Below are 25,564 nucleotides of genomic sequence, written 5' to 3' on the forward strand. Positions count from 1 at the left end.
GTTTACTGCAACCCGGGCCAAGTGCCATTATCAATGGCTTTAGGATAACCCGCATCCACTTTGTCAAAAGTAATGCTATATCTTAGATAGCGACCATCAGTTAAGAAGAAATAAGCACGCGTGTCGTTCCACTTTAATGCTGCACTTATCTTTGTCGCGTAAGCACCAAGTCCCGGCCAAGTATTATCGTTGATAGCTTTGGGATACCCACTGTCCACTCGGTCATCTCCCAAGTCATAGCGTAAGTATTGACCATCATCTAGGAAGAAATACACCTTATCGGACGTCCAACGAAGGGTTGCTGTTATTTTATTTGCGTAGGCAGCAAGCCCCGGCCAAGTATTGTTATCAATTGCTTTAGGGTAACCTGCTCGTACCTTATCGCTCTGTATGTCATAGCTCAGGTATTGACCATCCGATAGGAAATAGTACACCGTACCACTGTCTTTATAAAAACTCGCACGAATTTGTTCTGCATAATCGCCAAGTCCTGGCCAGTTACCATTAGTCACCGATACCGGATAACCATCATCCGTTTTATCTAACACAGTATCGTAACGCCAGTAGCGCGCATCTTCAGAGAAAAAGTAGCTTTTAGTATTATGCCACTGATGCGCCGCATTGAGTTTCAGCTCGGTAACTCGATAACCAACATGCACACCCTGTTGCTCAAAGCTATAGTTATTGATGCCAGATACGGGCTGCGGATCTTGCCACTGGGCAACACCCGCAGGCAAAGTTTCAATCAGTTGATTATTTCGATAAACACGCGTTTGCGCATTCGCACCATTTAGCCACGTAAATAGTTTATTGGCATAATTGAGTTTACGAATTCCTAAGTCACCGTACATCGGCGTGCTTTCAAAACCCGCTTGCACATTTGTTTTAATACCCATGTAAGATAAAATGGTCGGTACAATCGCTGTTTGTGCTGGATAGCCATATAAACCAGAGAAGTCGGTATTAGCAGGATTAACATCTTTTGAGCTAAATTCTTTATTCAACACTTTGTTGGTGGCGATAAAGATGGTTTTTTCCGGCTCAGTTTGCTCACCATGATGACAACCAACAACCGGTGTACGGCCATGATCGGTCGTGACCATCACCAACCAGTTCTCACCGTTTTGCTCTCTTGCTTCAACCGCGTCGAGTAATTTACCCAGTCGCTTGTCCGCATCTTCTACCGATTTATTGTAGGCAGAACCAAAGCATAAGCTGTGGCCCACAGCGTCCGGTTCATCTAAATGTAAAAAGACAAAATCTGGTGAGCCGTTATTTAATGTAGCCAGCGCTTTATTTAAATTATCATCATCGCCGCCTCCCTCCGATCTTCTGTCCATCAAGGCGACATCGTCACTGAAGAATTGCGTATGAATAGGTCCCCAAGTACTAAAACTTGAGATATCGGCGTTAGCATCATGTTCTGCGATGTAACGATAAAGGCTGGGATAGGCTTTGTTTGCTAGGCCTGAGTCGTTGCTCGGCACTTGATGCTTATTCACCCAAACCCCAGTTAAAATTGTCGCCCAACCTGGGCCACTTTTGGTTTTTTGCTGTGTTTGTGTTTTTGCGATCCCGCCAGTGTAAGCTTGAGTTAGATATAGGCGATCAAAGTTCGGTGTATTATTTACACCTATTTTTTCGTATTGCAGGCCATCGATACCAATGAGCAATACTTTGTTTTCAAGTGCATCTGCACTTGCGGTAAATGAAAGTGCAAGTAATGCACTGCTAAGCACGGGTAATTTCATTATCTTTCCTTTAAATGTGAATTTCTGGACTAGTCCAAGGAAGATAATAAATCCCAAACATGAATAATCGTTTACAAAAAAATTACATAGAGAAATATTTTATCGCGGGTTTTGCTAACTAACCTGAGGTTTGGATAAGGAATGTTCCAACTCATTGTTGCTAAAGCACAACTTAGTTTTCTCCTTATCTAGCCAGAGAGTTTTAGGGAAAACAAGGCGAATTTACGCACCAATAGCTGGCTATTGGAAGTGAATTCAACGCAGTTAGCGCTAAAACTGGCTGCTAGAAAGGCATTAATTATCCGCAGCTCAGGTTAACTAGGTTTCGCTTCCAAACTTTTGCTTAGCTGCTCCAAGCTCTTACCTTTGGTTTCTTCCACAAACAAAAATACCAGCGCAAACGAAAGCAATGAAAACAGGCTGTACAATAAGAAGGTGGTGCTTGCACCTAAATATTCAAGCTCCCACGGAAACACTAGTTGTACAGTAAAGCTGGCGGCATTATTAATCACACCGACAACGGAAATCGCAACGGCTCGAATTGCATTTGGAAATATCTCCGAAAACATTACCCACATGACTGGCCCCAGCGACATCGCAAACGACGCAACAAAAAGAGAAATCCCAAGCAAAACCAGTTTTGCTGGCATATTAATGCTGTGTGCGAAAATCACCGACTTGTATTGCCGATACTCGTCTGCAGTTAAACGCTGCTTTATCGCGTCATTAAATGCAACGTCGGAGGTGAAAGTCTGGCCTAATATTGGCGCTAATGCATGCGCAGGAAAATCGGCTACTTCTGTCTTAATTTCAGCAATATGCGCTGTATTTAGCTGATAAGTTGCTTGCTTAAAGCCCCAGCTACACAGCGCCATACTAAAGCAAATGCCCGTTAATCCAATAAGTAACAATGGCCGCCGTCCGAATTTATCTATGGTCAGTAGCGCAACGATGGTAAAAACTACATTGATAAGACCAATCCAAATCGCTTGCATAAATGCAGCATCAGTACCAATACCGCTTTGCTCAAAAATGGTCGGAGCATAAAAAAACACCACATTGATCCCGGTGACTTGCTGCGCGACGGCAAGCACAATGCCTACCAGCAAAGGAACACGAAGTCGCTTACTAAACAAACTGCCCATTTTGCGCGCAAGCGACAAACTACTCAGTTGCAGTTTCGGTAACGCGGCTTGAATAGCATCAAGTTGCTGTTGTGCATTGTTGCTACCAAACAATCGCGTTAATGTGCGTTTAGCCTCTAGCTGCTGATCTTTCATCAATAACCACCGAGGACTTCGTGGCAATAACAGTAACAACAAAATCCACGCCAGTGCTGGCAGCGCCTCAACACCAAGCATCCAACGCCATGTTTGAGTATCTATTTGCCAACCAGACACCCACATTGCTTCGCTATGACTGAGCTGAAGTAAGAAATAATTAGTGAAATAGGAGATAAATAGGCCAACGACTATATTGAGCTGATTAACCGATACTAAACGCCCGCGCTGATCCGCTAAGCTGATCTCAGCAATATACATGGGCGCCACCATCAAAGAACAAAATGCCATTCCACCAATGAAACGCGCAATTACCAATGCTTCAAACGAAGTCGCAAAAGCCGAGCCAATCGCGGAGACAAAATACAAACACGCGGTCATCAGCAATGTTTGCTTACGGCCAATAGCATCAGCCACCGGCCCTGCAATAAGTGTTGCGACCAACCCTCCTAAGGTAGGCGCACTCACAACTATCCCTTGCTGCCATGGGGTGAGCTTAAAGGCCTCGCTGATAAAGCCAATTGCGCCCGAAATCACCGACGCATCAAAGCCAAAAATAAACCCGCCTAACGATACAATTAAGGTGTACTTCAATGCATTGGATATCGACAGGCTGGTCATCGCTTATTACTCTGCTTTTACGGCGATAGAATCGCGCAAGATTAAGGTTGGTGGGTAGAGATTTTCAACATCGGGTTGGTGCTTCTCTTTATACACATGCTTAAGTACCCAACGCGCGGCCGCATTGCCCATTTTACGAATAGGGTTATCTATGGTGGTGAGTTTTGGATAAAGATATTTGGTAAATAACACATCGTCAAAGCCTACAACGGAAAGCGCTGATGGGACATCAAGTCCAGCTTCTCTGGCCGCAGTCATCGCACCTGATGCCATCTCATCGTTTGCGCAAACCAAGGCACTAAACCGCTGCCCTGTTTGCATTAGATGCTTAAATCCCGCGATGCCATCGGTTTCATGATAGCCGCCTTCAAATGAGAGCTTAGGATCAAATGACACATGGTATTCAGCTAAGGCTTTTTGATGACCAGCCAAGCGCGCTTTGGCGTCAAGCTTAAATAGCGGTCCACTGATATACGCGATATCTCGGTGTCCGCGCTGCAATAGCGCCTCAGTCGCTAAGTATCCACCCAGTTCGTTGTCAGTATAAAAACAGCGCTCTGCCAACTCTGGAATGTGGCGGTTCACTAGCACCAGTTCTACATCTCGTCCCGCAAGCTCAATGAGATATTCATCACTGACTGCTTCTGCATGCACAATTAAGGCATCGCAGCGCCTATCCAATAAAAATTCGATGGCTTGTTGCTCTTTTTCTTCATCACTATGGCCCGCCGCAATAATGGCATGTTTACCCGCCGTTCTCAGCGTACTCTCTATGGTGCTCATCATGTCACCAAAGAAAGAACCGTGTAGCTCAGATACCATAAGCCCCACACTGTTACTGCGGTTAGAAGCCAAAGATTGTGCGATGGCGTTAGGTTTATAACCTAACTCTGACATTGCCGCGAGCACCTTCTCTTTGGTTTTGTCACTCACCTTTGCATTGCCATTCATCACCCGTGACACCGTGGCTAATGATACCCCAGCAGCTTTTGAGACTTCGTAAATCGTTGCCATACCTATTACTTTTATTCCATCAGTTGTATCTGCGCACTATACCAATTTTGGCTCAAAATGCGCATAGTTTTAGACACTTGATTTACGCTCAAACAGCATCGTTTGGTAGGCTTTTGCACTCGCCTTTAAGGTTCTTTGCTGAGTATGATAATCAACGTGCACAATACCAAAGCGTTGCGTATACCCCTCTGCCCATTCGAAATTATCCATTAAACTCCATGCAAAGTAGCCACGAATATCAACGCCCTGCTCCATAGCTTGATTAACCGCGAGCAGATGAGATTGGAAGTACGCCAGCCTTTGCACGTCTAATATTTCGCCATTTTCCATTTTATCGTCAAAGGCTGCACCATTTTCTGTGATATAAAGTGGTGGCAACTGGTATTCAGCATGTAACTCCCGAAGCAATGCACAAAAAGAGTCTGGCACGACTTCCCAGCCCATTGTAGTGAGCGTTTTGGCACTAGGCTCAACTTGTTCATACCATCCATTACCATCAGATTGATAAATATTTCGGGTGTAATAGTTCACGCCAAGATAATCAATGGGAGCAGCAATAATCTCTAAATCTCCAGCTAACATATCTGGTTGTACGTCTCTCGGGAGCTGGGCAAGTAAATCTGGGTACAGCCCTTCAAGGATAGGCTTGATATACCAGTGATTACAGTAATCATCCGCAATTTTTGCCGCTTCCACGTCACAATGCGCTGTAGACACAGGATCCGCATTGGCAAAATTCAACACGACTCCATGAAGGCTATTTGGGCAATGCGCTCTTAACACTTGCATCGCTAAACCATGGGCAAGAAGCAGGTGATGAGCTGCTTGTCGTCCCGCCGCTTGGGAGCGCAAGCCCGGTGCATGAATACCTAATTCATACCCCAAATGTGCACTACAAAATGGTTCATTTAACGTGGTGTACGCATACACTTTATCGCCAAGCGCTTTACATACCACCTCGGTATACCGTGCAAAAGCCACAGCCGTTTCTCGATTCAGCCATCCGCCCTTATCCTCAAGCGCTTGTGGTAAGTCCCAGTGATATAGCGTGACAAACACTTTTAAGCCTTTAACAACCAACGCATCGACCAATTGTTGGTAAAATGAAAGTCCAGCATCGTTAACCGTGCCATCATCATTCATTACTCTTGGCCAAGAAATAGAAAGGCGATAGGCGTCAACCCCTAAACTGGTTATGAGTTCAACATCTTGCTGCCATCTGGATACATGCTCACAGGCAATATCACCGTTACTACTATCCTTTATCGCGCCATCATGTTCACAAAACCTATCCCAAATTGACTCACAACGCCCACGCCGCTCACCTTCGATTTGAAATGACGAAGTGGCAACGCCGAAAATATAGTCTGCCTTCAACATGGCCGAGTGTGTTGGCAGGATAATTTTATTCATGGTTAATCGTTCCAAGTTATGTATTCACGCCAAGGTACGAGCGTGTTGTGTTAGTCACAGTGCAAGGCAAAAACATTTTTTATTTGAATTCGTGTTCGCTTTCTGCAATCATCATTAAAAATGTAAGCGCTTTCATTTTTATAAATGTAAGCGCTTTACCAAAAAAAATCAACTAGGAGTTTGTCGTGAGCGTACCGTCTCAACCACAGGTTTCAGCAGCAATCGCCACAGGCCATACTGGTCAGTACCGATTTGCTTTAGGGGCCCTCACCTCACTATTTTTTATGTGGGGTTTCATCACTTGCTTGAATGATATTTTAATTCCGTACCTCAAAGGCGCGTTTGAGCTTAATTACACTCAAGCTATGCTGATCCAATTTTGCTTTTTTAGCGCCTATTTTGTTGTTTCGGTGCCAGCTGGCAAATTGGTTGGAAAAATCGGCTATCAAAAAGGCATTGTAACTGGATTACTTACCGCAGGCATCGGCTGTGTGCTTTTTTACCCAGCGGCTGAAAGTGGTATCTACGGCGTGTTTTTATTCGCGCTATTTGTACTAGCGGCAGGGATCACAGTGCTACAAGTTGCTGCTAACCCGTTTGTTAGTGTACTTGGCTCTCCCGAAACCGCCCCTGCACGACTCACCATGACCCAAGCCTTTAACTCTCTCGGTACGACTGTCGCTCCATTTTTTGGCGCCATGCTCATCTTCAGTGAGGGAAGCACAGTTGAGGTAGGTAATGCCAGCGCAACCCAATTGCCTTACTTGATGTTGGCAGCCATGCTCGCGTCATTGGCTTTGATCTTTGCCTTTATCAAACTTCCCCAGCTAAGTAGTACTACTGAGGAAGTCACCACAGGTGAAATCAAGGCATGGCAGCATAAACACTTGGTGCTCGGTGCAATCGGTATTTTCGTTTATGTTGGAGCTGAAGTGGCAATTGGCTCAACGCTCGTTAGCTTCTTACATCAACCGGACATTGGCAACATGACCGAAGCCCAAGCTGCAAAGCTCATCGCATATTATTGGGGTGGAGCCATGATCGGACGCTTTATTGGCGCGTTAGTCATGCAGAAAATATCGGGTCGAACCGTGCTTGCCTTTAATGCAGTCTGTGCATTTGCATTAGTACTTATCGCAGTATTTAGCAGCGGTCAGCTCGCCCTTTGGAGCATTTTGGCGGTCGGGCTTTGTAACTCCGTGATGTTCCCGACTATCTTTAGCTTATCGTTGAATGGGCTTGGAAAACAAACGGCACAGGGCTCAGGCATTCTCTGTCTTGCTATTGTCGGCGGTGCAGTTATCCCGCTATTACAAGGGATGCTAGCAGACGGAATCAATCTGCAGCTATCATTCTTACTGCCTGCTTTATGCTATATCTACATCGCCTACTTTGGATTAAAAGGCGCAACTCCTCAGCGTTTCAAGAGTAATTAAGACATGAAAACGAAAATAACCATGCTAAGTCTTGCAATGGCTATCGCAACCTTAACAGGCTGTAGCGAAAGCCCAAATAAAACCAGTGTTGATGCAGCTCGCCAAGTAGAAAACTGGCCAGCGCTGACGCCTGCTATCCAAACCGATAACAATCTAGAAGAAAGAATTCGGTCGATACTCGCTAAGATGACCCTGGAGCAAAAAGTTGCGCAGATGATCCAGCCTGAGATCCGAAATATTACCGTCGCAGAAATGCGAGAGTACGGATTCGGCTCATATCTCAATGGCGGTGGCGCATTTCCTTACAACAACAAACATGCAACGCCGGAAGATTGGGTTAAACTTGCCGAAGCGCTCTATCAGGCATCGATTGACGATAGCCTAGATGGCAGCACTATTCCAACCATGTGGGGAACGGATGCGGTTCATGGCCACAATAACGTCATTGGCGCTACGCTATTTCCACATAACATTGGCCTTGGCGCAGCAAATAACCCAGATCTTATTGAGAAAATCGCCCACATTACCGCAAAAGAAGTGTTAGCCACCGGAATTGATTGGATCTTTGCCCCGACGGTCGCGGTGGTGCGTGATGATCGCTGGGGACGCACCTATGAAGGATACTCGGAGCATCCCGACATCGTAAAAGCGTATTCCAGCGCTATTGTTAAAGGCTTACAGGGCGATCCTAAGGCGGACTTTCTTGGTAAGAACCGCGTGATCAGCACGGTAAAGCATTTTGTCGGCGATGGTGGCACAGTTGATGGTGACGACCAAGGCGACAACATCGCCTCTGAAAAAGCATTAATTGCACTTCACGCTCAAGGCTACGTAGGCGGACTTGAAGCCGGAGCACAATCGGTGATGGCGTCGTTTAACAGTTGGCATGGCGAAAAAGTGCATGGCAGTCATTATTTGCTTACCCAAGTGCTCAAAGAGCGAATGAATTTTGATGGTTTTGTGGTGAGCGATTGGAATGGTCACGGCCAAATAAAAGGCTGTACGAACGACAGCTGCGCGGAGGCCATTAATGCCGGCATTGATATTGTCATGGCCCCGAACGACTGGAAAGCCTTGTACAACAATACGCTAGCGCAAGCAAAAAGCGGCGCTATCGCGCAGTCTCGCATTGATGATGCAGTAAGTCGTATTTTAAGAGTTAAACTCCGTGCGGGACTTTTTGAAAAACCAAGTCCTGCAAATCGTCCATTGGCTGGCAACTCAGAAATCATTGGCGCAGAGTCACACCGTAAAGTTGCGCGCCAAGCCGTACGTGAGTCACTGGTTTTACTCAAAAACAAAGATCAGCTATTACCACTTAAACCAAACCAACATATTTTGTTAGCAGGCGATGGTGCCGACAATATCGGCAAACAATCCGGCGGATGGAGTATTACTTGGCAAGGTACCAACAACACCAATGCCGACTTCCCGGGCGGTACTTCTATTTATGATGGTATAAAGCAGCAAGCAGAAGCGGCTGGTGGCACCGTCACATTAAGTACTCGCGGTGATTTCGAAGATAAGCCTGACGTTGCTATTGTGGTATTTGGCGAAGATCCCTATGCAGAGGGCCACGGTGATAGAGCAACACTTGAATACAAGCCGTCTGATAAATCTGATCTCGCATTACTCAAACGCTTTAAACAAGCTGGAATTCCTACGGTGGCGGTGTTTATCAGTGGTCGCCCAATGTGGGTAAACCCTGAACTCAACGCATCAGATGCATTTGTGGCGGCATGGTTACCGGGATCTGAAGGAATTGGGATCAGTGACGTATTACTTGCCGAAAAAAACGGCCAAGTTAAGTATGATTTTACTGGCAAGCTTAGCTACTCTTGGCCAAAAACGCCGACACAAATCGTCAATTACCAAGATGAAAATTACGACCCGCTTTTACCTTATGGTTTTGGCTTACGTTATTCAGACCAAAATGTACTAGCAGATAATTTACCAGAGCAAATACAAACTCAGGCAAATCTCGCCGGCGGTGTAGACTTACTGGTAAGATCAATCAATAAACCTTGGCAAGGCCATTTATACAGCAGTACCGAAAATCAAGTGATAAATGCCAACACCCATACGCTCGGTGGTATTAGCTACCGCACAACTGACAGAGAAGTACAAGAAGATGCCATTCAGCTACTTTTTGACGGTAGTCGACGCAGCGGCTTTAGACTCGCTAGTGAAAGCTACTTTAGGGAAGACATAAGCCCAAGTATTCCAACCGACAGCGCCCTTACTTTTAAAGTACAAGTTGATGCAGCGCCAGATAAACCGGTTTGGGTAGCGATGAGCTGCGAAGGCGAAGCGGATGCAAACGGCTCATGCACCGCAAAAATCGATATTGCTAAGCAACTTCAAGCGATGCCGTTGGCCAAATGGCAATCACTAAGCATTGACCTCAATTGCTTTAAAACCCAAGGCATGGACTTCACTAAAACCGTTGTCCCTTTCGAGCTTTCAACCGCTGGAATACTAGAGGTAACGCTGTCTGAGATACAGATCTCTTCAGAAGCATCACCGACACTAAGCTGCAATTAGTCCCCTTAACACGATGTGGGCACCAAGCCGTGTTCACATCGTTTTTTAGTGTCTAATGAACCAACTTTAATGTGGACTAGAATTTAAGAGATCTAAGATAAGCCAATTGTCTGATGCGCTCGTTTATTCTTTTTACAGGGCACAAACAAGCGATTTAAAAAGTCACACCAAGAGCACACTTGCCCTCACCCGTTCAATTTAATACTCTACTTTATGAGCTAAATGAGCTAAATGAGCTAACACCAAGGAAGAGTCAGAGTGTCAAACATAGCCGAACAAGTGATTAGTACCTATCCACCTGCTGCACAAGCAAAAATCAGGGCACTGCGTAGCCTCGTTATACAGGTGGCCAGTGAGCAAAACTTTGGCGCAGTGATTGAGGCAATAAAGTGGGGAGAGTTAAGCTTCTGTGTTAAATCGGGTAGCCCTTTCCGTATGGCTTGGAAAGCCAAAACGCCTACTAACTATCACCTTTATTTTCACTGCCAAACGAAGCTAGTTGATACATTTAGAGTACTATTTTCCGACGAGTTACAATTTGAAGAAAACCGAGCGATTGTCCTTAAATTAGAACAAGACATGCCAACAGCACTACTTTACCGTTGTATCGCCATTGCAATGGACTATAAAAACCTCAAAAACTTACCTTTACTCGGACAATAACAACCAATCTGGGTAAACCTTGCCCGAAGCGAAAAACCCACCGTTACCAATTTTTACAACCGTGTACTTCTTACCTGAATAAAACGTGAAAAAATTACCCCATTAAAACACGAAGATTAAAAATCAATTAAATTCAGCAACTTAAATGTTTAAATTTGTGGTTCGAGCCTTGCTTACATAGTGATAGATAAACAATGTAGATGCATTTCGCCATTCAGCATTGGAAAACACCAAAACCAACTAGCGCAAATAACAACATTAGGAGCATAAAACATGACACCACAACCCGAGCTGCAAGATAGTTTTATCGATTTCGTGAACAAGCAGCAATTTCCATGCATTTGTGGTGGTAATAGAGCCGAATTAGCGTTTAACCATGTTGAGGTTTTAGGTTTTGGCGATCTCACCTCAAGACACAACAACTTCAGTTTAATAACGAGTCTCTATTCTTTTGTCGAAAAGGTAGAGTTTGACAGCATGAAAAGTGCCGCGTTTGTGGCGGTTTTTGAGCAGAGCCAACACTTAGATGACAGCGACTTTAATAAGTCTGTTTGGCGTAAACTGCAGGAATTGCAAAACCTAGTCTCGCAGAGCACTCCTAGAGGGCCGCATTCTCAATCGTCAGATTGCAGCAATAGCTTTCATTTTAATTTGGATGGCGAGCCGCTTTATATCACTTGTTTAAGCCCTACAAGCGCATCAAGAAACAGAAAGTTTAAGTACCCAGCGATTGTTTTTAACTTAATGCCTCAGTTTGAGGTCCCACAGAGTTTCCGTGTCGTCGAATCACACGTAGAAACCCACAGAATTTAATGCACATTGTACCAACGGAGAGGAACTAAATATGAGCAACATCATGGTAATCGATTTTATTATTTACGTCGTCATTGGCATATTAACAACTTTGGGTTGTTTTGGCTTAATGAGTGCTTCAAGCGCTTATTCAAATCTAAGTAGCCCAACCACTCGCACTAAGGCTAGTAAGCCAGCTGCAGTGCGGAGCTAAGCGATGCCGAACTCAAGCTTTGCTCCCTTTAACTACTCGCGGGAAAAGGGAGTATGCTTACATTTTTAAGCCACTCAAATTACTTACCGGCGGCAACTAAACCGGCGCCAAACCCAAAAAACACGCCACCGCTCACTTTGTTCATCATCGTCATGCTCTTCGGTGACGACAATTTAGTCTTAGCAAGGCCAGAAAACACCGCATAAGAAATATGCACCATAAACACCAGCAGGCTAAAGGTCAAAACCAGCAACATAAATTGCGGCATAAAGGCATTTTCCACATTGATAAATTGCGGAAAGATAGACATAAAGAAAATAACAGCCTTAGGGTTAGTGATCGAAACAAAAAAGCCTTCTAAAAAACACTTTTTCATCGAACTGGCAGCAATAGACTTGCCTATTTTACTCTCGCCTTTAGTTCGCCACATTTTGTAGCCTAAATAGAAGAGATATGCAGCGCCAATAAATTTAACGACCGTAAATGCCAACACCGAACTGGCTAAGATCACACCTAAACTTGATGCCGATACCGCGGCGACAATCAAAATCCCGAGCGCGACACCACAAATACCAGCTAAAGACTTGGCAAAACCTCTTTGAATTGAGTTATTGATAGTCAGCATCACCGCAGGCCCAGGTAATAAAATTGTCGCCAAAGCGACACCTACAAACAGAAAATAATTGTCCACAATATCAACCCCGCAAACACTCGTACGAATCTCACTCACCGCATCATCACACTAAATCATGAATTTACAAAGTAATATGCGATAGGTGGAAGCGGCGTACTGAGTTTATCAAAAAAACCCTTTTTCGAAGTAAGCCTTATCTTTACCCTATGAAATATGTACTTGAATGAGCGCGACATAAAGTCGCCCCTACTGAATTAGAGCCAAAAAAATGCAGACTCATCGGTCTGCATTTTTATGCCAATTTGCTTAATTAAGTGAAATTGGTATTTAGTGAACGGATACGCAAAGGATCACTCAAAAGTATACCTCACACCAACCGAGTATCTCGGGCCGTATTGACGAGCAAATAAGAATTGCTCTTCATACCGACCATATCCTTGCTCGGTTTCATTGTTTAAGTTAATACCTTCAAAGAACACCGTAAACTGCTCATCAATATCGTAATTCACACTCACGTCCCATTGGCCGTAAGACTTGGCATATTGCGGTGGTGCATCTGCCGAGCCTTGCGCTTGACCTACCCCGATAAGATAAGCGTCACGCCATGCGTAGGTTAACTTCACCGATAACCCGTCTTTTTCGTAAAATGCTTGGAAGTTAGCCGAGTCACTCAACCCCGTCAGCGGTGCTTGCTGCACTAGGCTTTCACTATCAAACTCAACATCGCCATCAACAAAAGTTGCATTTACACCAAGGCCAAAACCCGTTTCACCAAATAAGTGCTGTACCGCCACTTCAAAACCATCAACCGATTTGCTATCGGTATTTTGTGGCTGGCTGATGTTCCATACCATCAAAGGATCGTCACTGCTTGGCTCAATTTTACCATCGGCATTACCGTGACCATTGGCGAGCATTTGCGCAAAAATAGCATCACTGGTTGCCTGCTCTCCACGGGCTTCAATATCTGCAATCGCTTGTTTATACCTTGGACCATTGTAAATATCGTAAAGACCTTCAATGGTGGTTTGCGTGATTGTGGTTTGAATAAAGTTATCGACTTCTTTTTTGAAGTAGCCAAGTGACGCGTAACTTCCTTCGTTGTAATAATATTCAAGTGAAAAATCTAGGTTGGTCGACTCAAACGGTAATAGATTTGTATTGCCTCGAGAGCCAGTTCTTGCTCCCGGTTTTGGGCTGCCTGACAAACTTCTGCCACCCGCAAGATTGCTAAGCGGCGCACGCGACATTGTTTTGCCCCAAGACGCTCGTGCAATTAAATCTTCGGTGATATCAAAACGCACATCGATCATCGGCAATAGAATGTCGTAATCCCCTTCCTGCGTTAAGAAATTGTCATCCCCCCCCGCAGCGTATTGCATAATCCATTCAGATGGACTGTCCCAATTCACTTGCGTTTCCACACGCTGACGCACCACACTTGTCACATCCGTTTGTTCATAGCGCAGGCCTGCGTTGATCTGCACAAAGTACTCAGAAAATTCAAACTCCCATTTGGATTGCAAGTAGATGCTGTCAGTGGTTTCATCAACTCTACTTTGGCTGTCTATGCCATCAAAATAGGCGTCCGCCGAGTAGTAGTCAGCACCGATCACATCTTCTGTTAGATACGCAAGCTGCCTTGCAATAGCTTCATCAAAGTCATAGGTATAGTAATACCCCGGCTGTAAGTCACTGCCACCACCAGCAAATTGGTCTAGCAAATCACCAGTTTCATGGCGCGTAAACATACTATCTGGGAAAATTTCTTTAAACGAAGGATTAAAACCCGGCCCTCCCCGTAGACCACTCCACGCTTCATACCCCCCAGTTGACTGTTCAGTACGAGCAGCACCAAACTGCACACTCACTAGGCCAATATCAAAACTGTCGTTAAACCAAGTGGTATCAAGTTGCAACTGCTCGACCGTCGCCTCTCCGGGAGAATGGATAAATTGGCTAAAGTTAGAATCAATTTCACTTGCCATGAGTTCATTCGTGCCATTTTTCCAAAGCACATTTGCATGCGGCACTTCGCCCTGCCGATAGTCATAAATCTTAGTGAGCAACTGATCTGAGCCTAAGATGATTTGACCATCACTACCCAAGCCTTTATCTGCGCCATTATCGGTTTCGTTTTTCGAGTCGTGATAATCAAGCTCTACATGCCAATTATCGTTAATTTGCCAGTCCAGATTTAAGCCAAGTGAACGCGCCTCGACTTCCGTCGTATTCCTATTAGCAGTAAACGACGCATCATTACCACCAATATCGGCATAAACCGCGGTGCCATTTGCATCTAACTCATAGGCGTTAATATTACCGCCAAACTCATTCCAAATACCCCACCCCACCGTATTAGAGCCAGTTACGGCAAGGCTTGCCGTATAATCTAAGGTGGCAACAAAACCGTTAGTTGGTGCATATTGAAAGGTAACTTGACCGTTCGTTCTTTCTCGCTCTAGATCTTCGATGCCGTAGTTCATGTCTTTTGGAAAAAAGTAATTTCCGACTTTATTACCCTCGGCATCTTCAGCACGGCCATCAATGATTTTAGATGGGTCTAAATCAGGTAGATCAACATTGGCCTGCCAGCCTTGAATATTGGCTTGCTGCTTTTGAAAATCACGTTGCTGATGGGAGAAGGAAAATCCAAAACCAAAGGTTTCATCGGCAAAGGTATTACTATAAACCGCGGAAACCTCAGGTGTAACATCATCTCCCGCTTCGTTAGAGGTATCAACAATCGCCTTTGCTGTTGCGCTAAAGTGTTGCCCTGGGCGTTGTAGTGGCTTACCCGTGACAATGTTGACCAAAGCCCCTAAACCGCCACTTGGTACATCAGCACGTCCGGTTTTATATACCTCAAGCGCACTCACGCCTTCTGCGGCTAGGTTTTCCAAGTTATACGAACGAGTATTACCTGTGCCCGGCATTTGACGACCATTTAATGTCACCAAGTTAAAATCAGGCCCAAAACCACGTACGGTAATTTGGCTGCCTTCACCGTTGGCACGGCTGACCGAAACACCGGTGATCCGTTGTAAAGATTCGGCTAAGTTGGTATCTGGAAATTTCCCCATTTCCTCTGCCGAAATGGCATCCATAACCCCCGATGCGGAGCGCTTTAAATCCATTGAACGGATCAAACTTCCGCGGATCCCTTTCACTTCGATCACTTCGACTTTTTCGGCTGTTTGTTGCTCTTCTGCTTGAGCAATGCTGACCATACCCGCATTCATCGCTATTGCTAGCGACAACTGAACGGCAAGCTTACTTTTATTGAATTGTTTGTTATTCATGACTGCCCTGCGATTCTATTCTTGCTGCTGGATCACCGAGTTCAAAGCACTATTGGCGATCCACACTGGCTTATTGACTGATGATTTCAACATTGTCTATGCGGTAAACGGCGCCCTCGCCCATTCCCCAACTGGGGAATACCATCAAGACATCAATGGCACTAATATCAAGTCCTGCATCGTACAAAGCTTGAAGTGGAAACGTATACGTTTGCCATTTGCCAACTTCTGGAGCTTGACCTTCACCGCTTTGGTTTAGAGCAAGCTCTACCGCCGCACTGGCATCATTTGACTCAATTTTAAACAGCCATTGAGCGTCGATATTTGCAGGTGCTGAAGTCACTTTCATATCAAACTTAACTACGCCAGTTTCTAGTAAATGGGAAGCATCGTAATAGACATCGTCATCCGCTAAGAACCCCATCACAGTTGGGGTTGCACCAATAACAAATTGCGCAACTTGACCGTGGGCTGCATCTTCGTCTACTTCGATTGTGGGTGTAGAGCCACCACAGCAATCCCAAATTGACCACTGCTCAGCAGCTTGATCTTTGAATAAGCTTAGACCACCACTCGCCTTGTCACCGTCAGGATGAAAGATTTTTGCGTTATCAACACGATAAACCGCACCGCTACCTGAGCCCCAAGCTGGGAAAATCATCACCACATCAATTGCACTTGGATCAAGTCCTGCCTGAGCCAAAGCTTCAATTGAGAAAGTATAGGTTTGCCATTCACCGGCCTGTGGCGCTACACCCTCTTGTGATTCAGATAGTGGTAGCTCAACCGCACTCGCGGCGTTATCAGACTCAATTTTAAGTAGCCAAGGGGCATCAGGCGTTGACGGTAGGCTCATGACTTTCATCTCAAACTGTACTACGCCACCTGCTAAAATTGCAGTTGCATCAAACGGCTTTCCAGCTCCGCCCACTTCTGTTCGAGACGAAAACCCCATTACCGTTGGTGTGTCACCAATCGTAAATTCAGCAACAATACCATGCGTCGCATCGTCAGAGACTTCAGCCGGTGCCGAGCCACCACAACAATCCCAAAGCGGCCACTCAGCGTTAATGGCATTTTCAAATAAGGTCAACGAAGGTAAGTTTGTATCCTGTGCAATCTCAACCTTATCAACACGATAGATAGCACCATTTCCGGCACCCCATGCTGGGAAGATCATCACTACATCAATAGCTGACACATCAAGTCCTGCATCAGCCAACTGCTGTAGTGGGAAGGTATAAGTTTGCCACGAGCCTGCGGCTGGTGATTGTCCTTCAACGCTTGCAAAAAGATCGAGTTCAGCAGCGCTAGAAGCACCTTGGCTTTCAACTTTAAATTTCCATGCTGCGCTCGGGTCTGAAGGCATTTGTGTCACTTGCATATCGAACCGAATATAGCCCGCTTCTAGCATACTCGTTGCATCAAATGGCGAGGCTTTACCGCTTGGATCTGTGATAAATTCGGCACGGCTGGTAAAGCCATTTACGGTTGGCGTCTCACCGACCATAAACTCAACAACATTGCCACGGCTTTCGTCTGCAACCAATGCAGGCGTAGAGCCACCACAACAATCCCAAGCTGGCCAGTTAACGTTAAAATTATCATCAAAGATGGTTAGGTTTTTAGCGGTACCCGAAGAAGGTGGCGACGGGATAGGTGCTTCACCTTCGACTAACGCATCTTCAAGGTCGTCGTAGCCTGGGCGCACCGTTTCACATCCTTTGCCCGTTTCAGGGTTAGAGCCGCATTCATACACTCTGACATAGTCAACCACAAACGATTGTCCGTTCACAAAGGCGTCCGAGTCGATACCTTTATTATTAACGTTTTCTGGCCAATCACCACCAACGGCAAGGTTTAAGATAAGATGAAACGGCTGATCAAAAGGCGCACTATCCCAATGAGTAACCAGCTCGCCAGAACCTTGCTCGTAGTATTCAGCAAACCATCCACGGTGTTTTAAACCAACCGCTTCTTGCTTTGAGTTGTAACGAACCTCCGATTGACGTTGCGTGGCATAGAGATAACCATCAACGTACCAACGGATCTCACCCTCTTGCCACTCCACAGCATAGGTATGGAAGTCATCGGCTGGATTTACGCCATCAGGTATGGCGTATGCTTTACCGGTGTGAACATTATTAGGCCAATCACGGCCGTAATGAAGCGTGCCATGCACGTTAGATTCAACCGAGCCGTCTTCATTAGCGACTTTGAGGTTTACCGCTTCCATGATGTCTATTTCACCAGACTTTGGCCAGCCTCCGTAAACCTCATCCGTAGGCAACATCCAAAATGCGGGCCAACTGCCTTGCCCGCTTGGTAGCTTGGCCCGCATTTCGAATCTGCCATACTTAAAGTCAGCTTTATATTTGGTGTTCAATCTTGCCGAGGTATACGGCAGTTGTGCGCCTGCTTGCGCAGGGGTAGCGACAATATTCAGCATGCCATCGGCAATAAACGCGTTCTGTTCACTGTCGGTGTAACACTGTTTTTCATTGTTGCCACCGCCGTCGCAATTTACCTCGTGCGTCCACTTAGATGTGTCTATCGCATCGCTATCAAATTCATCGCTCCACACTAGCGTCCAGTCTGAAACCGGCGCTGTGGTATCAACGGATTTATAATTAGTTTCTGTCTCGGCGCTTCCGCCACATCCCGCTATGATAGCCACAGAGATTGCGGTGCATAGCCTTGTTAATTTTCTTGCTGCAATTTTCATCAGTTACCCCGATGCAAAACGTCGTTGTCAAATGGTTGAATACTAAGAACTTTATTATTTAACCTGAGGCTTAGATAAGCTGTCGATTAACTTTTCGTTTCTCAGAACAGGTTATTTAGCTATACGCTGGAAGACTACTCAGCGCGTTCCTAGTAACAAATGTAAGCGCTTACAAATAGAGTTAAAAAAACACACGCAAAATGTAAGCGCTTTCACAAAAGTAAACTAAGTTAATTTATTCGTCAATATTAAATTGTCATAAGGTGAAAATCAGCATGCTATAAATACAGACTTAACAGATCAGTAGCATCTCATAAAACTACAACAGAAAAAGCTGTAAAGGGGCTTTACATGTTTACGCAATCGTTACGTCAAGATAAATCATACGCTTTAACTTGGTTGACAATACGGTGAAATTCACTGAGATTATCGAACCTGAGCTTCGGATAATTAATGCCTTTCTAGCAGCCAGTTTTACGTGAGTTAAAAACAATGAATCAGCTCATTCCTTATCCAAACCTCAGGTTGAGAGCAAAAAATTAGGGTCATGTTATGAAATCATATTTCCTTTTAGTTGCAGCAGCATGTGTTATGAGTGGTTGCATGACCACCAACCCAAGCAGTAACCAGCGCCTCTGTGAAACGACACTACACAATTACATAAAATATCGAGATTCGGGTTCAGCGCAAGAATATCAAAGTGTTTTTACACAGGATGCAACATTTAGTATCCCAGCACTCAATATCAATATTACTGGTGCTGAAGAAATAACAATAAGGCAGCAACAAGCCATAAAAACAACAAAGAGTATGCACATGATAACCAGTGCCGATATTCAACCTATCGAGGCAAATAAGTTTATTGCTAAAAGCTACTTTGTTCTTTATCAGCAGCCAAAATCTCAATCAGATGCCCCAATCACCGTATTTAACGGAGTGTATGAAGACGAGCTTAAAGTAATCGATGGCCGATGCTTAATCAATCACCGCCTTGTTAACGTGATCAAAAAAGAGACTTGGCATTAGGCGTTATTAACCCGGTTATTGTTTATGGCATTGTGCAATTTTGTACAAGACTTTTTGAGTGAAGACAGATACGCTTTTCATCAATGGGGGAGAGAATTATGCAGCACTCAAAGTTTAGTTTTCACCGTGAACTCGGTGGCCTAGAAGTACTACACAACATTGATAAGCAGGAAGACTTTGGTAGACATAGCCACAGCGGCTATACGCTTGCCCTAGTGGATAGTGGTGCGCAGCGATTCTATCGTAGCGGCGGTGAGCACTTAGCTAGTCAGCATAGTGTCATTTTGATTAATGCAGAGCAGGTGCACGACTGCAGAAAGGCGTCCAAAGATAAGTCTTCATACCGTTCACTCTACCCAACGCCTGAACTATTTAATCAGTTTCTTGGTGATGACAAGGCAATGGCTCCTTTTTTCCATGATGCAGTGGTACACGACCGAGCGCTTGCGGCACTCATGAACACCACTTTTAACGTCTTAGAATGTGATACCAGCGTGCTTGAAAAGCAGTCTCAACTTATAACTCTGCTATCTTATTTAAGCAATAAGCAAGGCAAAGTCACATTCGATACAAAAATCCCTTCGGTTAAGCAACGAATTGCCACAGCACGCCATTTTCTTTTGGATAATTTATTTGAAGATGTGTCACTCGACTCCTTAGCGAGCCTTGTCGGCATGAGTCCCTTTTACTTTATTCGCGTGTTTAAGGCCCACACTGGCCTCACTCCCCATGCCTTTCAAATACAACACCGGCTTAATCATGCCAAAGCATTATTGCGCAGTGGCAAAAGTGTTTCCCATGCAGCATTAAGCGTAGGCTTTTATGACCAAAGCCATTTCAACCGTCACTTTAAAAAGAATATGGGGATCACTCCCAGTCAATATAGCAAGGCTTGTTAATATGAAAGTCGCAGTATGCAAAGGCTTTTGGGATATGTTGCCATTAAATCTCGCCGTGCTTCCTTGGGGAATATTGTGTGGCTCCCTTGCCGTGCAAAATGGCTTTACGCCGCTCGAAGCACAGTTAATGTCGTTATTAGTTTTTGCAGGCTCAGCGCAGTTAGTGGCAATAGAGCTTATTGCCAAAGACACCGCGCTTATCACCTTGCTTGCGACTACCTTTATTATTAGCGCGAGACATTTACTCTATGGCCTTGCTATCCGCAACAAAATGATAGATAAGCCCCTTAAATGGCGTGGCCCCATTGCGTTTTTTCTCACTGACGAATTGTTTGCGTTTTCCCATCACCACCGCGCCTATCAAGGCAAACTTCGGCTCGTGTATGCGCTCATCGCTGGTGGTAGCTTTTATGTTGCATGGAATCTGTGGACGCTCATTGGTATCGTCGCAGGTCAGTTTTTACCTGACTTGACCAACCTTGGCTTAGACTTCGCGATTGCGGCAATATTTATTGCTTTAGTGGTCCCGAGTATTAACGCATTACCCGTGTTATGTGCTTGTTTAACGTCGGCAGTAACTATCTTAGTGTTCAAACTGATCCATTTTGAATTTGGTTTAATCGCCTCAGCACTACTCGGGATGTCGGTGGGATATGTGCTACAAAGTAAAAAGGAGCGTGTATGATCACCACTATTTTAGCCATGGCTTGCGTCACGTTTGCAACTCGGTATCTATTTTTGGCAAAACAACTGCCTTTTACTATCGGCCCTAAACTACAGCGCTTTTTAAGCTTTAGCGCCCCTTGCGTACTGACCGCCATTTGGGTACCCATTGTATTTATTCAAGACAAGCAACTTGCCATCACGCCAAGCAACCCCTATTTAGTCGCCGCAACGGTCGCGGTAATACTGGCGTTTCGTTTTAAAAACCTCTATGTCACCACGTTTGGGAGCCTAGCTGTGTTTTACTTGCTGTACTAAATGCGAAATGGTTACGGCCGTTGGATTAAACTCCAAACGCATGAGCGCCGTTTCATCGTCTGCTTTACTCACGCAAACCAATGCACGCTGGTTTAGCGCTTCGAAGCGCCCCGTCACATGGGCTTCACGGCCAATCGCAGCAAGTGGAAATACCATATCGCCTTGCTCAACTTCGATATTTACGTCTAGGCCATTTGCTACTCGCAGCGTCATCCAGCAACCTAATTTTCTGCAAACATGAGTGACCACCCCTTTTACGGTCACAAGGTTTGTTGTGTAGTCATTGAGATTTGGCAATATGTGCTCTGCCTCGACTAACTTAGACATGTCTGCACCACCGGCAAATTCTAGCGGGCTTGAAAAGCTAAACCGAGAAAATACCGCCAAAGAGAGTGCAGTTAGCTTTATCGTATCCTTCATCATTGCGACTCCATAGCTTTTATCACTATTACCTCATCAATTGCTTACTCCTATAAAAAGTTATGGAGCATCAAGCATATAGCTATATAAAAGTACAATTCGCAACTAAAATCAACACAAAAGTTAATAAAAGGTAAATTTAGAAATTAAATGTTTTTGAAATTGACGCCACAAATGTAGAATCTGCATAGGAATCAATATCATTGCTTTCATAACCCAATGAAAAAGACCAAGTACTAATCGAGTAAGTTCCAGTTAGATGCCAGTGGGTATAGTCATCATCACCTGACTCCCATTCGTATTTATCACTATCAAAGCTCATTGAATGATCAACCCCGAGCGTCAGCGACCACCGTTCTGTGATTGGGATACTATGCGTGAGCATCACTATCCCGTGAGCAGCCCCTGTTCCAAAGTAATCCCATGCATACCAAAAGTCTAAATTTGTCTGGCCGTAATTAAACTTTGCAAAGGCTTCTGCATAGTTGTAATCAGAACTCACATCATCACCATGATAGGTATATTGCGAGAGACCAACATCAAGTTTTAATTTTTCAGTTAGCGTAAATTTGTAGCCACCATACAGATCTCCTTCTACATCCGTACCATCGCCAAAATCTACTTGAGACACCCAGCCTCCAGCATACCAACCACTTTTTCCAAACCAATCTAAACTGACTTGCAGCGCTTCGTCTTCCTTAGTTTGACTCACGCCATTAAATAAATAATCGGAAGCCAATGTTACGGTAGAAGATGTCGCCGCATTGACGAATAGTGGAGTAAACAACAATGGCAGCAGCCAGTATTTTTTCATCTTTGAAATCACCCTTTAATTGCAGTCATTTCAAGCATAGACCGCCGTTCCCACCCTGTCACTGATACAGTTTTATCCGCTTGTTAACGTGCTTGGCATGATTATTTTCCGTTTTATAAGCGTTTGGCTGGCGGTAATAAAAAGGTACTTATTGATGCTAAAAGGCGAGTAAGCAGGCACATAAAGTACGCTGTAAATTATCAATAAATCACTCCGCTTGCAGGACAGCACTTATTGGTTCTGTTAGGATCCGCTTTTGCCTGTAAAACCTTTGGAAAAGTCCTTGAAATTGTCATTTATGTTTCGCTTACTGGCGTTACCCACACTGCTATTTACACTGACAACCCATGCCGCATCTGTCTATGTACAAGCTGGGCCGGGGAGTTTTAATCATGCCGCACTTGACCTACTCGCCAACCGCCAGTCGCAGGACTATGAGCGTTTTTACTCGGGCACCCCGGAGCATACTTATGCCAATGCCGCGCAAGCGCAGAGCTGGGCTTTCAGCGCGCTGGCCAACTCCACTATTGAAGGACAACTGGTCCCAGCCATTGTCAATGCAATGCGTAACTACAAGGTAACGGAGCTGAGTGCCGCTGTGCATATGCCCATCGAAATGTGTGTTTTTGGATTGAACAAGACAGCTAAAATTACGCATGCAGCATCCCACCCGGCAGCCCTGAACCAAATTGGTCATTGGCTCAATGCTCATCAGGTACAAACCAAGCCCGTACCCAAAGGCACCAACGAAGCGGCTCGCTTACTTGCAAATGGACAATTTGACCAAAACACCGTTGCCGTAGGTAGCTGCGCACTTAAAGTGGTTTACCCTGAGCTGACACTGCGCGAAGTAAGTGTTCAGGATAACGCGGACAACCATACGCTGTTTGGTCTGATGAAAATGGAAAAACGATCTCAGCCGATAAGCGAAGATGAAGCTCGCACCGCGCTGGCACAGATCGTTGAAAAGGCGAATGCATTGGTTAAAACGCGAACAGACTCTGCTGAGGAGTTATTCTCACATATCAACCTACGCCTCGCTCAGATGCAGCCTGTAGCACTGTTTAAAGCACAACAACACAGGCCAATTGAAGACTTATCCCGTGAAGCCACTGTGCTCTCAAAAGCGCTAGAGCAAGCCCGCCAGCAATGCCTGGATAGTGCAAGCGTTGAGGCGTTTTTCCAAGCACAAATGGATGCTGCAAAAGCTATTCAATACAGATACCGGGCACAATGGCTGGCTGAAGGCGTACCAAACGAAGACGCGAATTTGGATCAGCTAAGAAGCACATTAAATCAGCTTGGTGCAGCCATTCTTGAAACACTGACCCAGCATCTTGCCAAGCACGGTAACCTCACGGATGAACAGGCAGGCTTGTTTAACCAAATAATAAACACCGAACAGCTCTTTGCAACCGATAAAGCTAGGCTCTTTTCGGCACTGCAAAAGGTGCGTAGGGTGGATAACTGCACTATTACTGCTTCATAAACAAATTAGCGACTTGTTGCGATTACAACAAGTCGGATTAGCTGATGTCTTGTCTGGTTAGGACTACACCAACGACATCAGCCATAAGGCAATGGTTTTAAAAGAACCACTGCCTTGTTCTAGCAGCTTGACGGCTTTCCATTGCATTGATGGCCTGAACATCTGGGCCTGTTAAACTTTCATTTTGCTTTTCACTCTTTAATTTCAGTCACTTCACGCAAAGACCCGTTTTATTGATCTGCATCCATTTACATTCACCTTGGCAAAGATAATAATGAGAATGATTTTTAATTAAGGAGTTAAATATGAAAGCCTCTCTTTCCATCACATTGCTTAGCCTCGGTGCCTTTTCGTTTGCGCATGCCGCATCAGCAAATGAATGTGAGCTCAGCATCGAAGCCAACGACATGATGCAGTTTTCTAAAAAATCACTCAGTGCGCCATCTAGCTGTAAAGAAATTTCAGTCACGTTAAAGCATACGGGCAAGCTGCCAGCTACCACCATGGGCCACAACTGGGTGTTGAGCAAAGCGGCAGATGTTCAAGCCGTTGCAACCGATGGTATGTCGGCAGGTGCAAATAATCGTTATGTAAAGCCAGACGACAGCCGCGTTTTAGCCGTATCAAAGGTGATTGGCGGTGGCGAGCAAACCACAGTGACTTTCTCTACTGAGCAGTTAAAGCAAGGTGACAACTACAAGTTCTTCTGTTCTTTCCCGGGCCATTTCGCCATTATGCAAGGCACCTTTACACTTAGCTAACCATTTTCAGAGCGGAGTTTATAATGAGCCTTTTCAAAAACCCGCTCTTACAGTTTTCCACTCGAGCTTTATCCCGCAATGAAGAAGCGGTTTTTTCAAGCATTAAACCGCCCCACTCCGGTTAGGCTATCTCTCTCACTGCAATTATTACTTTCCCCCTTGAACAACATACCTATAATCATTACAATCAATTGCAAACAATAATGATTATCACCATCATGAGCTTTTTCTCAATTATACCGTTTTGGTTTACCGCCGTGTTACTCTACTTAGCAAGTCCTAAGCAACGATTTTTGGCCTCTTCGATACATAAACCCACAGCATACAGTATAGCTTTAGTCCTTGTTTTGTCTGGGGTTATTATATTGACTCTGCAATACCCAATTATTTCTGCAATGTTGGCCAGTCTCGTTTTAATTATGTTTTCTTTGGTGTCGGTGACGCTAATAAGTGGATACTCAGTAAAGCGCCTCTATCTATGCTCAACACTGGTTTTTTTGCTATCTCTATTTTTTGGGGGAATAAGTTATGTGGCCTAAAACGTTAGTTGGATTTTTCTTAGGGCTATTACTGTCTATTTCTTTGGTGCTAAACCTCAATTTACTCCTGCCATTTTCAGAGTCCACAAAACTGATGATAGGCTTGGTGCTTGCATTTCCGATATGGGCGGGGATCTTAGTTTGGAGCTATGCATTTTCAAGCGCTAAAGCCGCGTGCAGGCCTTTGTTTGCTATCTTTATCCCCTCTTTGCTACTAAACACAGCATTACTGTTAATAAGATAAAC

The 25,564-nt window shown here is 44.9% G+C and carries 20 protein-coding genes; 11 read left to right on the forward strand and 9 right to left on the reverse strand.

What is annotated here, in order from left to right; translation table 11 throughout:
- Positions 1 to 2: 2 nt before the first annotated feature.
- The 4 genes from GSF04_RS02040 to GSF04_RS02055 all read right to left on the reverse strand — a co-directional run bounded on the left by GSF04_RS02040 (position 3) and on the right by GSF04_RS02055 (position 6,079).
- Positions 3 to 1,751, reverse strand: coding sequence for a hemopexin repeat-containing protein (locus tag GSF04_RS02040; protein ID WP_211857360.1), 1,749 nt, complete (start codon positions 1,749 to 1,751; stop codon positions 3 to 5).
- A 314-nt stretch (positions 1,752 to 2,065) separates the two neighbouring features.
- Positions 2,066 to 3,652: a sugar porter family MFS transporter gene (locus GSF04_RS02045; protein WP_211857362.1), complete on the reverse strand. Its 1,587-nt coding sequence runs from the start codon at positions 3,650 to 3,652 to the stop codon at positions 2,066 to 2,068.
- Positions 3,653 to 3,658: 6 nt separating this feature from the next.
- On the reverse strand, positions 3,659 to 4,666 hold the full coding sequence (locus GSF04_RS02050; protein ID WP_211857364.1) for a LacI family DNA-binding transcriptional regulator: 1,008 nt from the start codon (positions 4,664 to 4,666) through the stop codon (positions 3,659 to 3,661).
- Between the two features lie 69 nt (positions 4,667 to 4,735).
- On the reverse strand, positions 4,736 to 6,079 hold the full coding sequence (locus tag GSF04_RS02055; protein WP_211857365.1) for a GH1 family beta-glucosidase: 1,344 nt from the start codon (positions 6,077 to 6,079) through the stop codon (positions 4,736 to 4,738).
- A gap of 185 nt (positions 6,080 to 6,264) precedes the next feature.
- Between GSF04_RS02055 and GSF04_RS02060 the strand changes: the two genes are divergently transcribed.
- The 4 genes from GSF04_RS02060 to GSF04_RS02075 all read left to right on the forward strand — a co-directional run bounded on the left by GSF04_RS02060 (position 6,265) and on the right by GSF04_RS02075 (position 11,535).
- Positions 6,265 to 7,515 carry a sugar MFS transporter gene (locus tag GSF04_RS02060; protein WP_211857366.1) on the forward strand — a complete coding sequence of 417 codons (1,251 nt, stop codon included), beginning with the start codon at positions 6,265 to 6,267 and terminating at the stop codon, positions 7,513 to 7,515.
- A gap of 3 nt (positions 7,516 to 7,518) precedes the next feature.
- Positions 7,519 to 10,059 (forward strand): exo 1,3/1,4-beta-D-glucan glucohydrolase, encoded by a 2,541-nt coding sequence (locus GSF04_RS02065; RefSeq protein ID WP_211857367.1) that lies wholly within the window; start codon positions 7,519 to 7,521, stop codon positions 10,057 to 10,059.
- Positions 10,060 to 10,317: 258 nt separating this feature from the next.
- Positions 10,318 to 10,722 (forward strand): DUF1801 domain-containing protein, encoded by a 405-nt coding sequence (locus tag GSF04_RS02070; RefSeq protein ID WP_211857368.1) that lies wholly within the window; start codon positions 10,318 to 10,320, stop codon positions 10,720 to 10,722.
- Between the two features lie 273 nt (positions 10,723 to 10,995).
- Positions 10,996 to 11,535 carry a YqcI/YcgG family protein gene (locus tag GSF04_RS02075; RefSeq protein ID WP_211857369.1) on the forward strand — a complete coding sequence of 180 codons (540 nt, stop codon included), beginning with the start codon at positions 10,996 to 10,998 and terminating at the stop codon, positions 11,533 to 11,535.
- 272 nt (positions 11,536 to 11,807) lie between these two features.
- Here GSF04_RS02075 and GSF04_RS02080 read toward each other — a convergent pair whose 3' ends face one another.
- The 3 genes from GSF04_RS02080 to GSF04_RS02090 all read right to left on the reverse strand — a co-directional run bounded on the left by GSF04_RS02080 (position 11,808) and on the right by GSF04_RS02090 (position 18,389).
- Positions 11,808 to 12,386, reverse strand: a complete 579-nt coding sequence (locus GSF04_RS02080; protein ID WP_249122360.1) for a LysE family translocator — start codon at positions 12,384 to 12,386, stop codon at positions 11,808 to 11,810.
- A gap of 326 nt (positions 12,387 to 12,712) precedes the next feature.
- Positions 12,713 to 15,664, reverse strand: a complete 2,952-nt coding sequence (locus tag GSF04_RS02085) for a TonB-dependent receptor (RefSeq protein WP_211857371.1) — start codon at positions 15,662 to 15,664, stop codon at positions 12,713 to 12,715.
- A 70-nt stretch (positions 15,665 to 15,734) separates the two neighbouring features.
- Positions 15,735 to 18,389 carry a glycoside hydrolase family 16 protein gene (locus tag GSF04_RS02090; protein ID WP_211857373.1) on the reverse strand — a complete coding sequence of 885 codons (2,655 nt, stop codon included), beginning with the start codon at positions 18,387 to 18,389 and terminating at the stop codon, positions 15,735 to 15,737.
- Between the two features lie 552 nt (positions 18,390 to 18,941).
- Between GSF04_RS02090 and GSF04_RS02095 the strand changes: the two genes are divergently transcribed.
- From GSF04_RS02095 to GSF04_RS02110, 4 genes are all read left to right on the forward strand, one after another.
- Positions 18,942 to 19,415, forward strand: a complete 474-nt coding sequence (locus GSF04_RS02095) for a nuclear transport factor 2 family protein (protein WP_211857375.1) — start codon at positions 18,942 to 18,944, stop codon at positions 19,413 to 19,415.
- Positions 19,416 to 19,513: 98 nt separating this feature from the next.
- Positions 19,514 to 20,314 carry an AraC family transcriptional regulator gene (locus GSF04_RS02100; RefSeq protein WP_069022029.1) on the forward strand — a complete coding sequence of 267 codons (801 nt, stop codon included), beginning with the start codon at positions 19,514 to 19,516 and terminating at the stop codon, positions 20,312 to 20,314.
- A gap of 1 nt (position 20,315) precedes the next feature.
- Complete coding sequence (locus GSF04_RS02105; protein ID WP_010607477.1) at positions 20,316 to 20,999, forward strand: AzlC family ABC transporter permease; 684 nt, start codon at positions 20,316 to 20,318, stop codon at positions 20,997 to 20,999.
- A complete protein-coding gene (locus GSF04_RS02110) occupies positions 20,996 to 21,295 on the forward strand; it encodes an AzlD domain-containing protein (protein WP_039491726.1) in 300 nt (99 codons plus the stop codon). Before GSF04_RS02105 ends, GSF04_RS02110 begins: the two co-directional genes overlap by 4 nt.
- On the opposite strand, the gene GSF04_RS02115 is transcribed toward GSF04_RS02110, so the two are convergent.
- Both GSF04_RS02115 and GSF04_RS02120 read right to left on the reverse strand, forming a co-directional pair.
- Positions 21,269 to 21,718 (reverse strand): DUF4920 domain-containing protein, encoded by a 450-nt coding sequence (locus GSF04_RS02115; RefSeq protein WP_211857377.1) that lies wholly within the window; start codon positions 21,716 to 21,718, stop codon positions 21,269 to 21,271. The genes GSF04_RS02110 and GSF04_RS02115 overlap by 27 nt on opposite strands.
- A gap of 136 nt (positions 21,719 to 21,854) precedes the next feature.
- Entirely contained in the window at positions 21,855 to 22,529 is a 675-nt protein-coding gene (locus tag GSF04_RS02120) for a TorF family putative porin (RefSeq protein WP_211857379.1), read from the reverse strand.
- A 283-nt stretch (positions 22,530 to 22,812) separates the two neighbouring features.
- Between GSF04_RS02120 and aroQ the strand changes: the two genes are divergently transcribed.
- From aroQ to GSF04_RS02135, 3 genes are all read left to right on the forward strand, one after another.
- The gene (gene aroQ / locus GSF04_RS02125) at positions 22,813 to 24,018 is read left to right on the forward strand and encodes a gamma subclass chorismate mutase AroQ (protein ID WP_249122361.1); all 1,206 of its coding nucleotides are present in this window, start codon (positions 22,813 to 22,815) and stop codon (positions 24,016 to 24,018) included.
- Positions 24,019 to 24,323: 305 nt separating this feature from the next.
- Entirely contained in the window at positions 24,324 to 24,779 is a 456-nt protein-coding gene (gene azu, locus GSF04_RS02130; protein WP_211857381.1) for an azurin, read from the forward strand.
- 528 nt (positions 24,780 to 25,307) lie between these two features.
- Positions 25,308 to 25,562 carry a hypothetical protein gene (locus GSF04_RS02135; RefSeq protein WP_211857382.1) on the forward strand — a complete coding sequence of 85 codons (255 nt, stop codon included), beginning with the start codon at positions 25,308 to 25,310 and terminating at the stop codon, positions 25,560 to 25,562.
- Positions 25,563 to 25,564: the final 2 nt, after the last annotated feature.

This window comes from Pseudoalteromonas sp. A22, assembly GCF_018141345.1.
Taxonomy (GTDB): Bacteria; Pseudomonadota; Gammaproteobacteria; order Enterobacterales; family Alteromonadaceae; genus Pseudoalteromonas; species Pseudoalteromonas maricaloris.

Excerpts from the sequence above, each read along its gene's own strand:
- GSF04_RS02040 (WP_211857360.1), bottom strand. The coding sequence starts at position 1,751 with ATGAAATTACCCGTGCTTAGCAGTGCATTACTTGCACTTTCATTTACC.
- GSF04_RS02045 (WP_211857362.1), bottom strand. The coding sequence starts at position 3,652 with ATGACCAGCCTGTCGATATCCAATGCATTGAAGTACACCTTAATTGTA.
- GSF04_RS02050 (WP_211857364.1), bottom strand. The coding sequence starts at position 4,666 with ATGGCAACGATTTACGAAGTCTCAAAAGCTGCTGGGGTATCATTAGCC.
- GSF04_RS02055 (WP_211857365.1), bottom strand. The coding sequence starts at position 6,079 with ATGAATAAAATTATCCTGCCAACACACTCGGCCATGTTGAAGGCAGAC.
- GSF04_RS02065 (WP_211857367.1), top strand. The coding sequence starts at position 7,519 with ATGAAAACGAAAATAACCATGCTAAGTCTTGCAATGGCTATCGCAACC.
- GSF04_RS02075 (WP_211857369.1), top strand. The coding sequence starts at position 10,996 with ATGACACCACAACCCGAGCTGCAAGATAGTTTTATCGATTTCGTGAAC.
- GSF04_RS02085 (WP_211857371.1), bottom strand. The coding sequence starts at position 15,664 with ATGAATAACAAACAATTCAATAAAAGTAAGCTTGCCGTTCAGTTGTCG.
- GSF04_RS02090 (WP_211857373.1), bottom strand. The coding sequence starts at position 18,389 with ATGAAAATTGCAGCAAGAAAATTAACAAGGCTATGCACCGCAATCTCT.
- GSF04_RS02095 (WP_211857375.1), top strand. The coding sequence starts at position 18,942 with ATGAAATCATATTTCCTTTTAGTTGCAGCAGCATGTGTTATGAGTGGT.
- GSF04_RS02100 (WP_069022029.1), top strand. The coding sequence starts at position 19,514 with ATGCAGCACTCAAAGTTTAGTTTTCACCGTGAACTCGGTGGCCTAGAA.
- GSF04_RS02105 (WP_010607477.1), top strand. The coding sequence starts at position 20,316 with ATGAAAGTCGCAGTATGCAAAGGCTTTTGGGATATGTTGCCATTAAAT.
- GSF04_RS02110 (WP_039491726.1), top strand. The coding sequence starts at position 20,996 with ATGATCACCACTATTTTAGCCATGGCTTGCGTCACGTTTGCAACTCGG.
- GSF04_RS02115 (WP_211857377.1), bottom strand. The coding sequence starts at position 21,718 with ATGATGAAGGATACGATAAAGCTAACTGCACTCTCTTTGGCGGTATTT.
- GSF04_RS02120 (WP_211857379.1), bottom strand. The coding sequence starts at position 22,529 with ATGAAAAAATACTGGCTGCTGCCATTGTTGTTTACTCCACTATTCGTC.
- azu (WP_211857381.1), top strand. The coding sequence starts at position 24,324 with ATGAAAGCCTCTCTTTCCATCACATTGCTTAGCCTCGGTGCCTTTTCG.
- GSF04_RS02135 (WP_211857382.1), top strand. The coding sequence starts at position 25,308 with ATGTGGCCTAAAACGTTAGTTGGATTTTTCTTAGGGCTATTACTGTCT.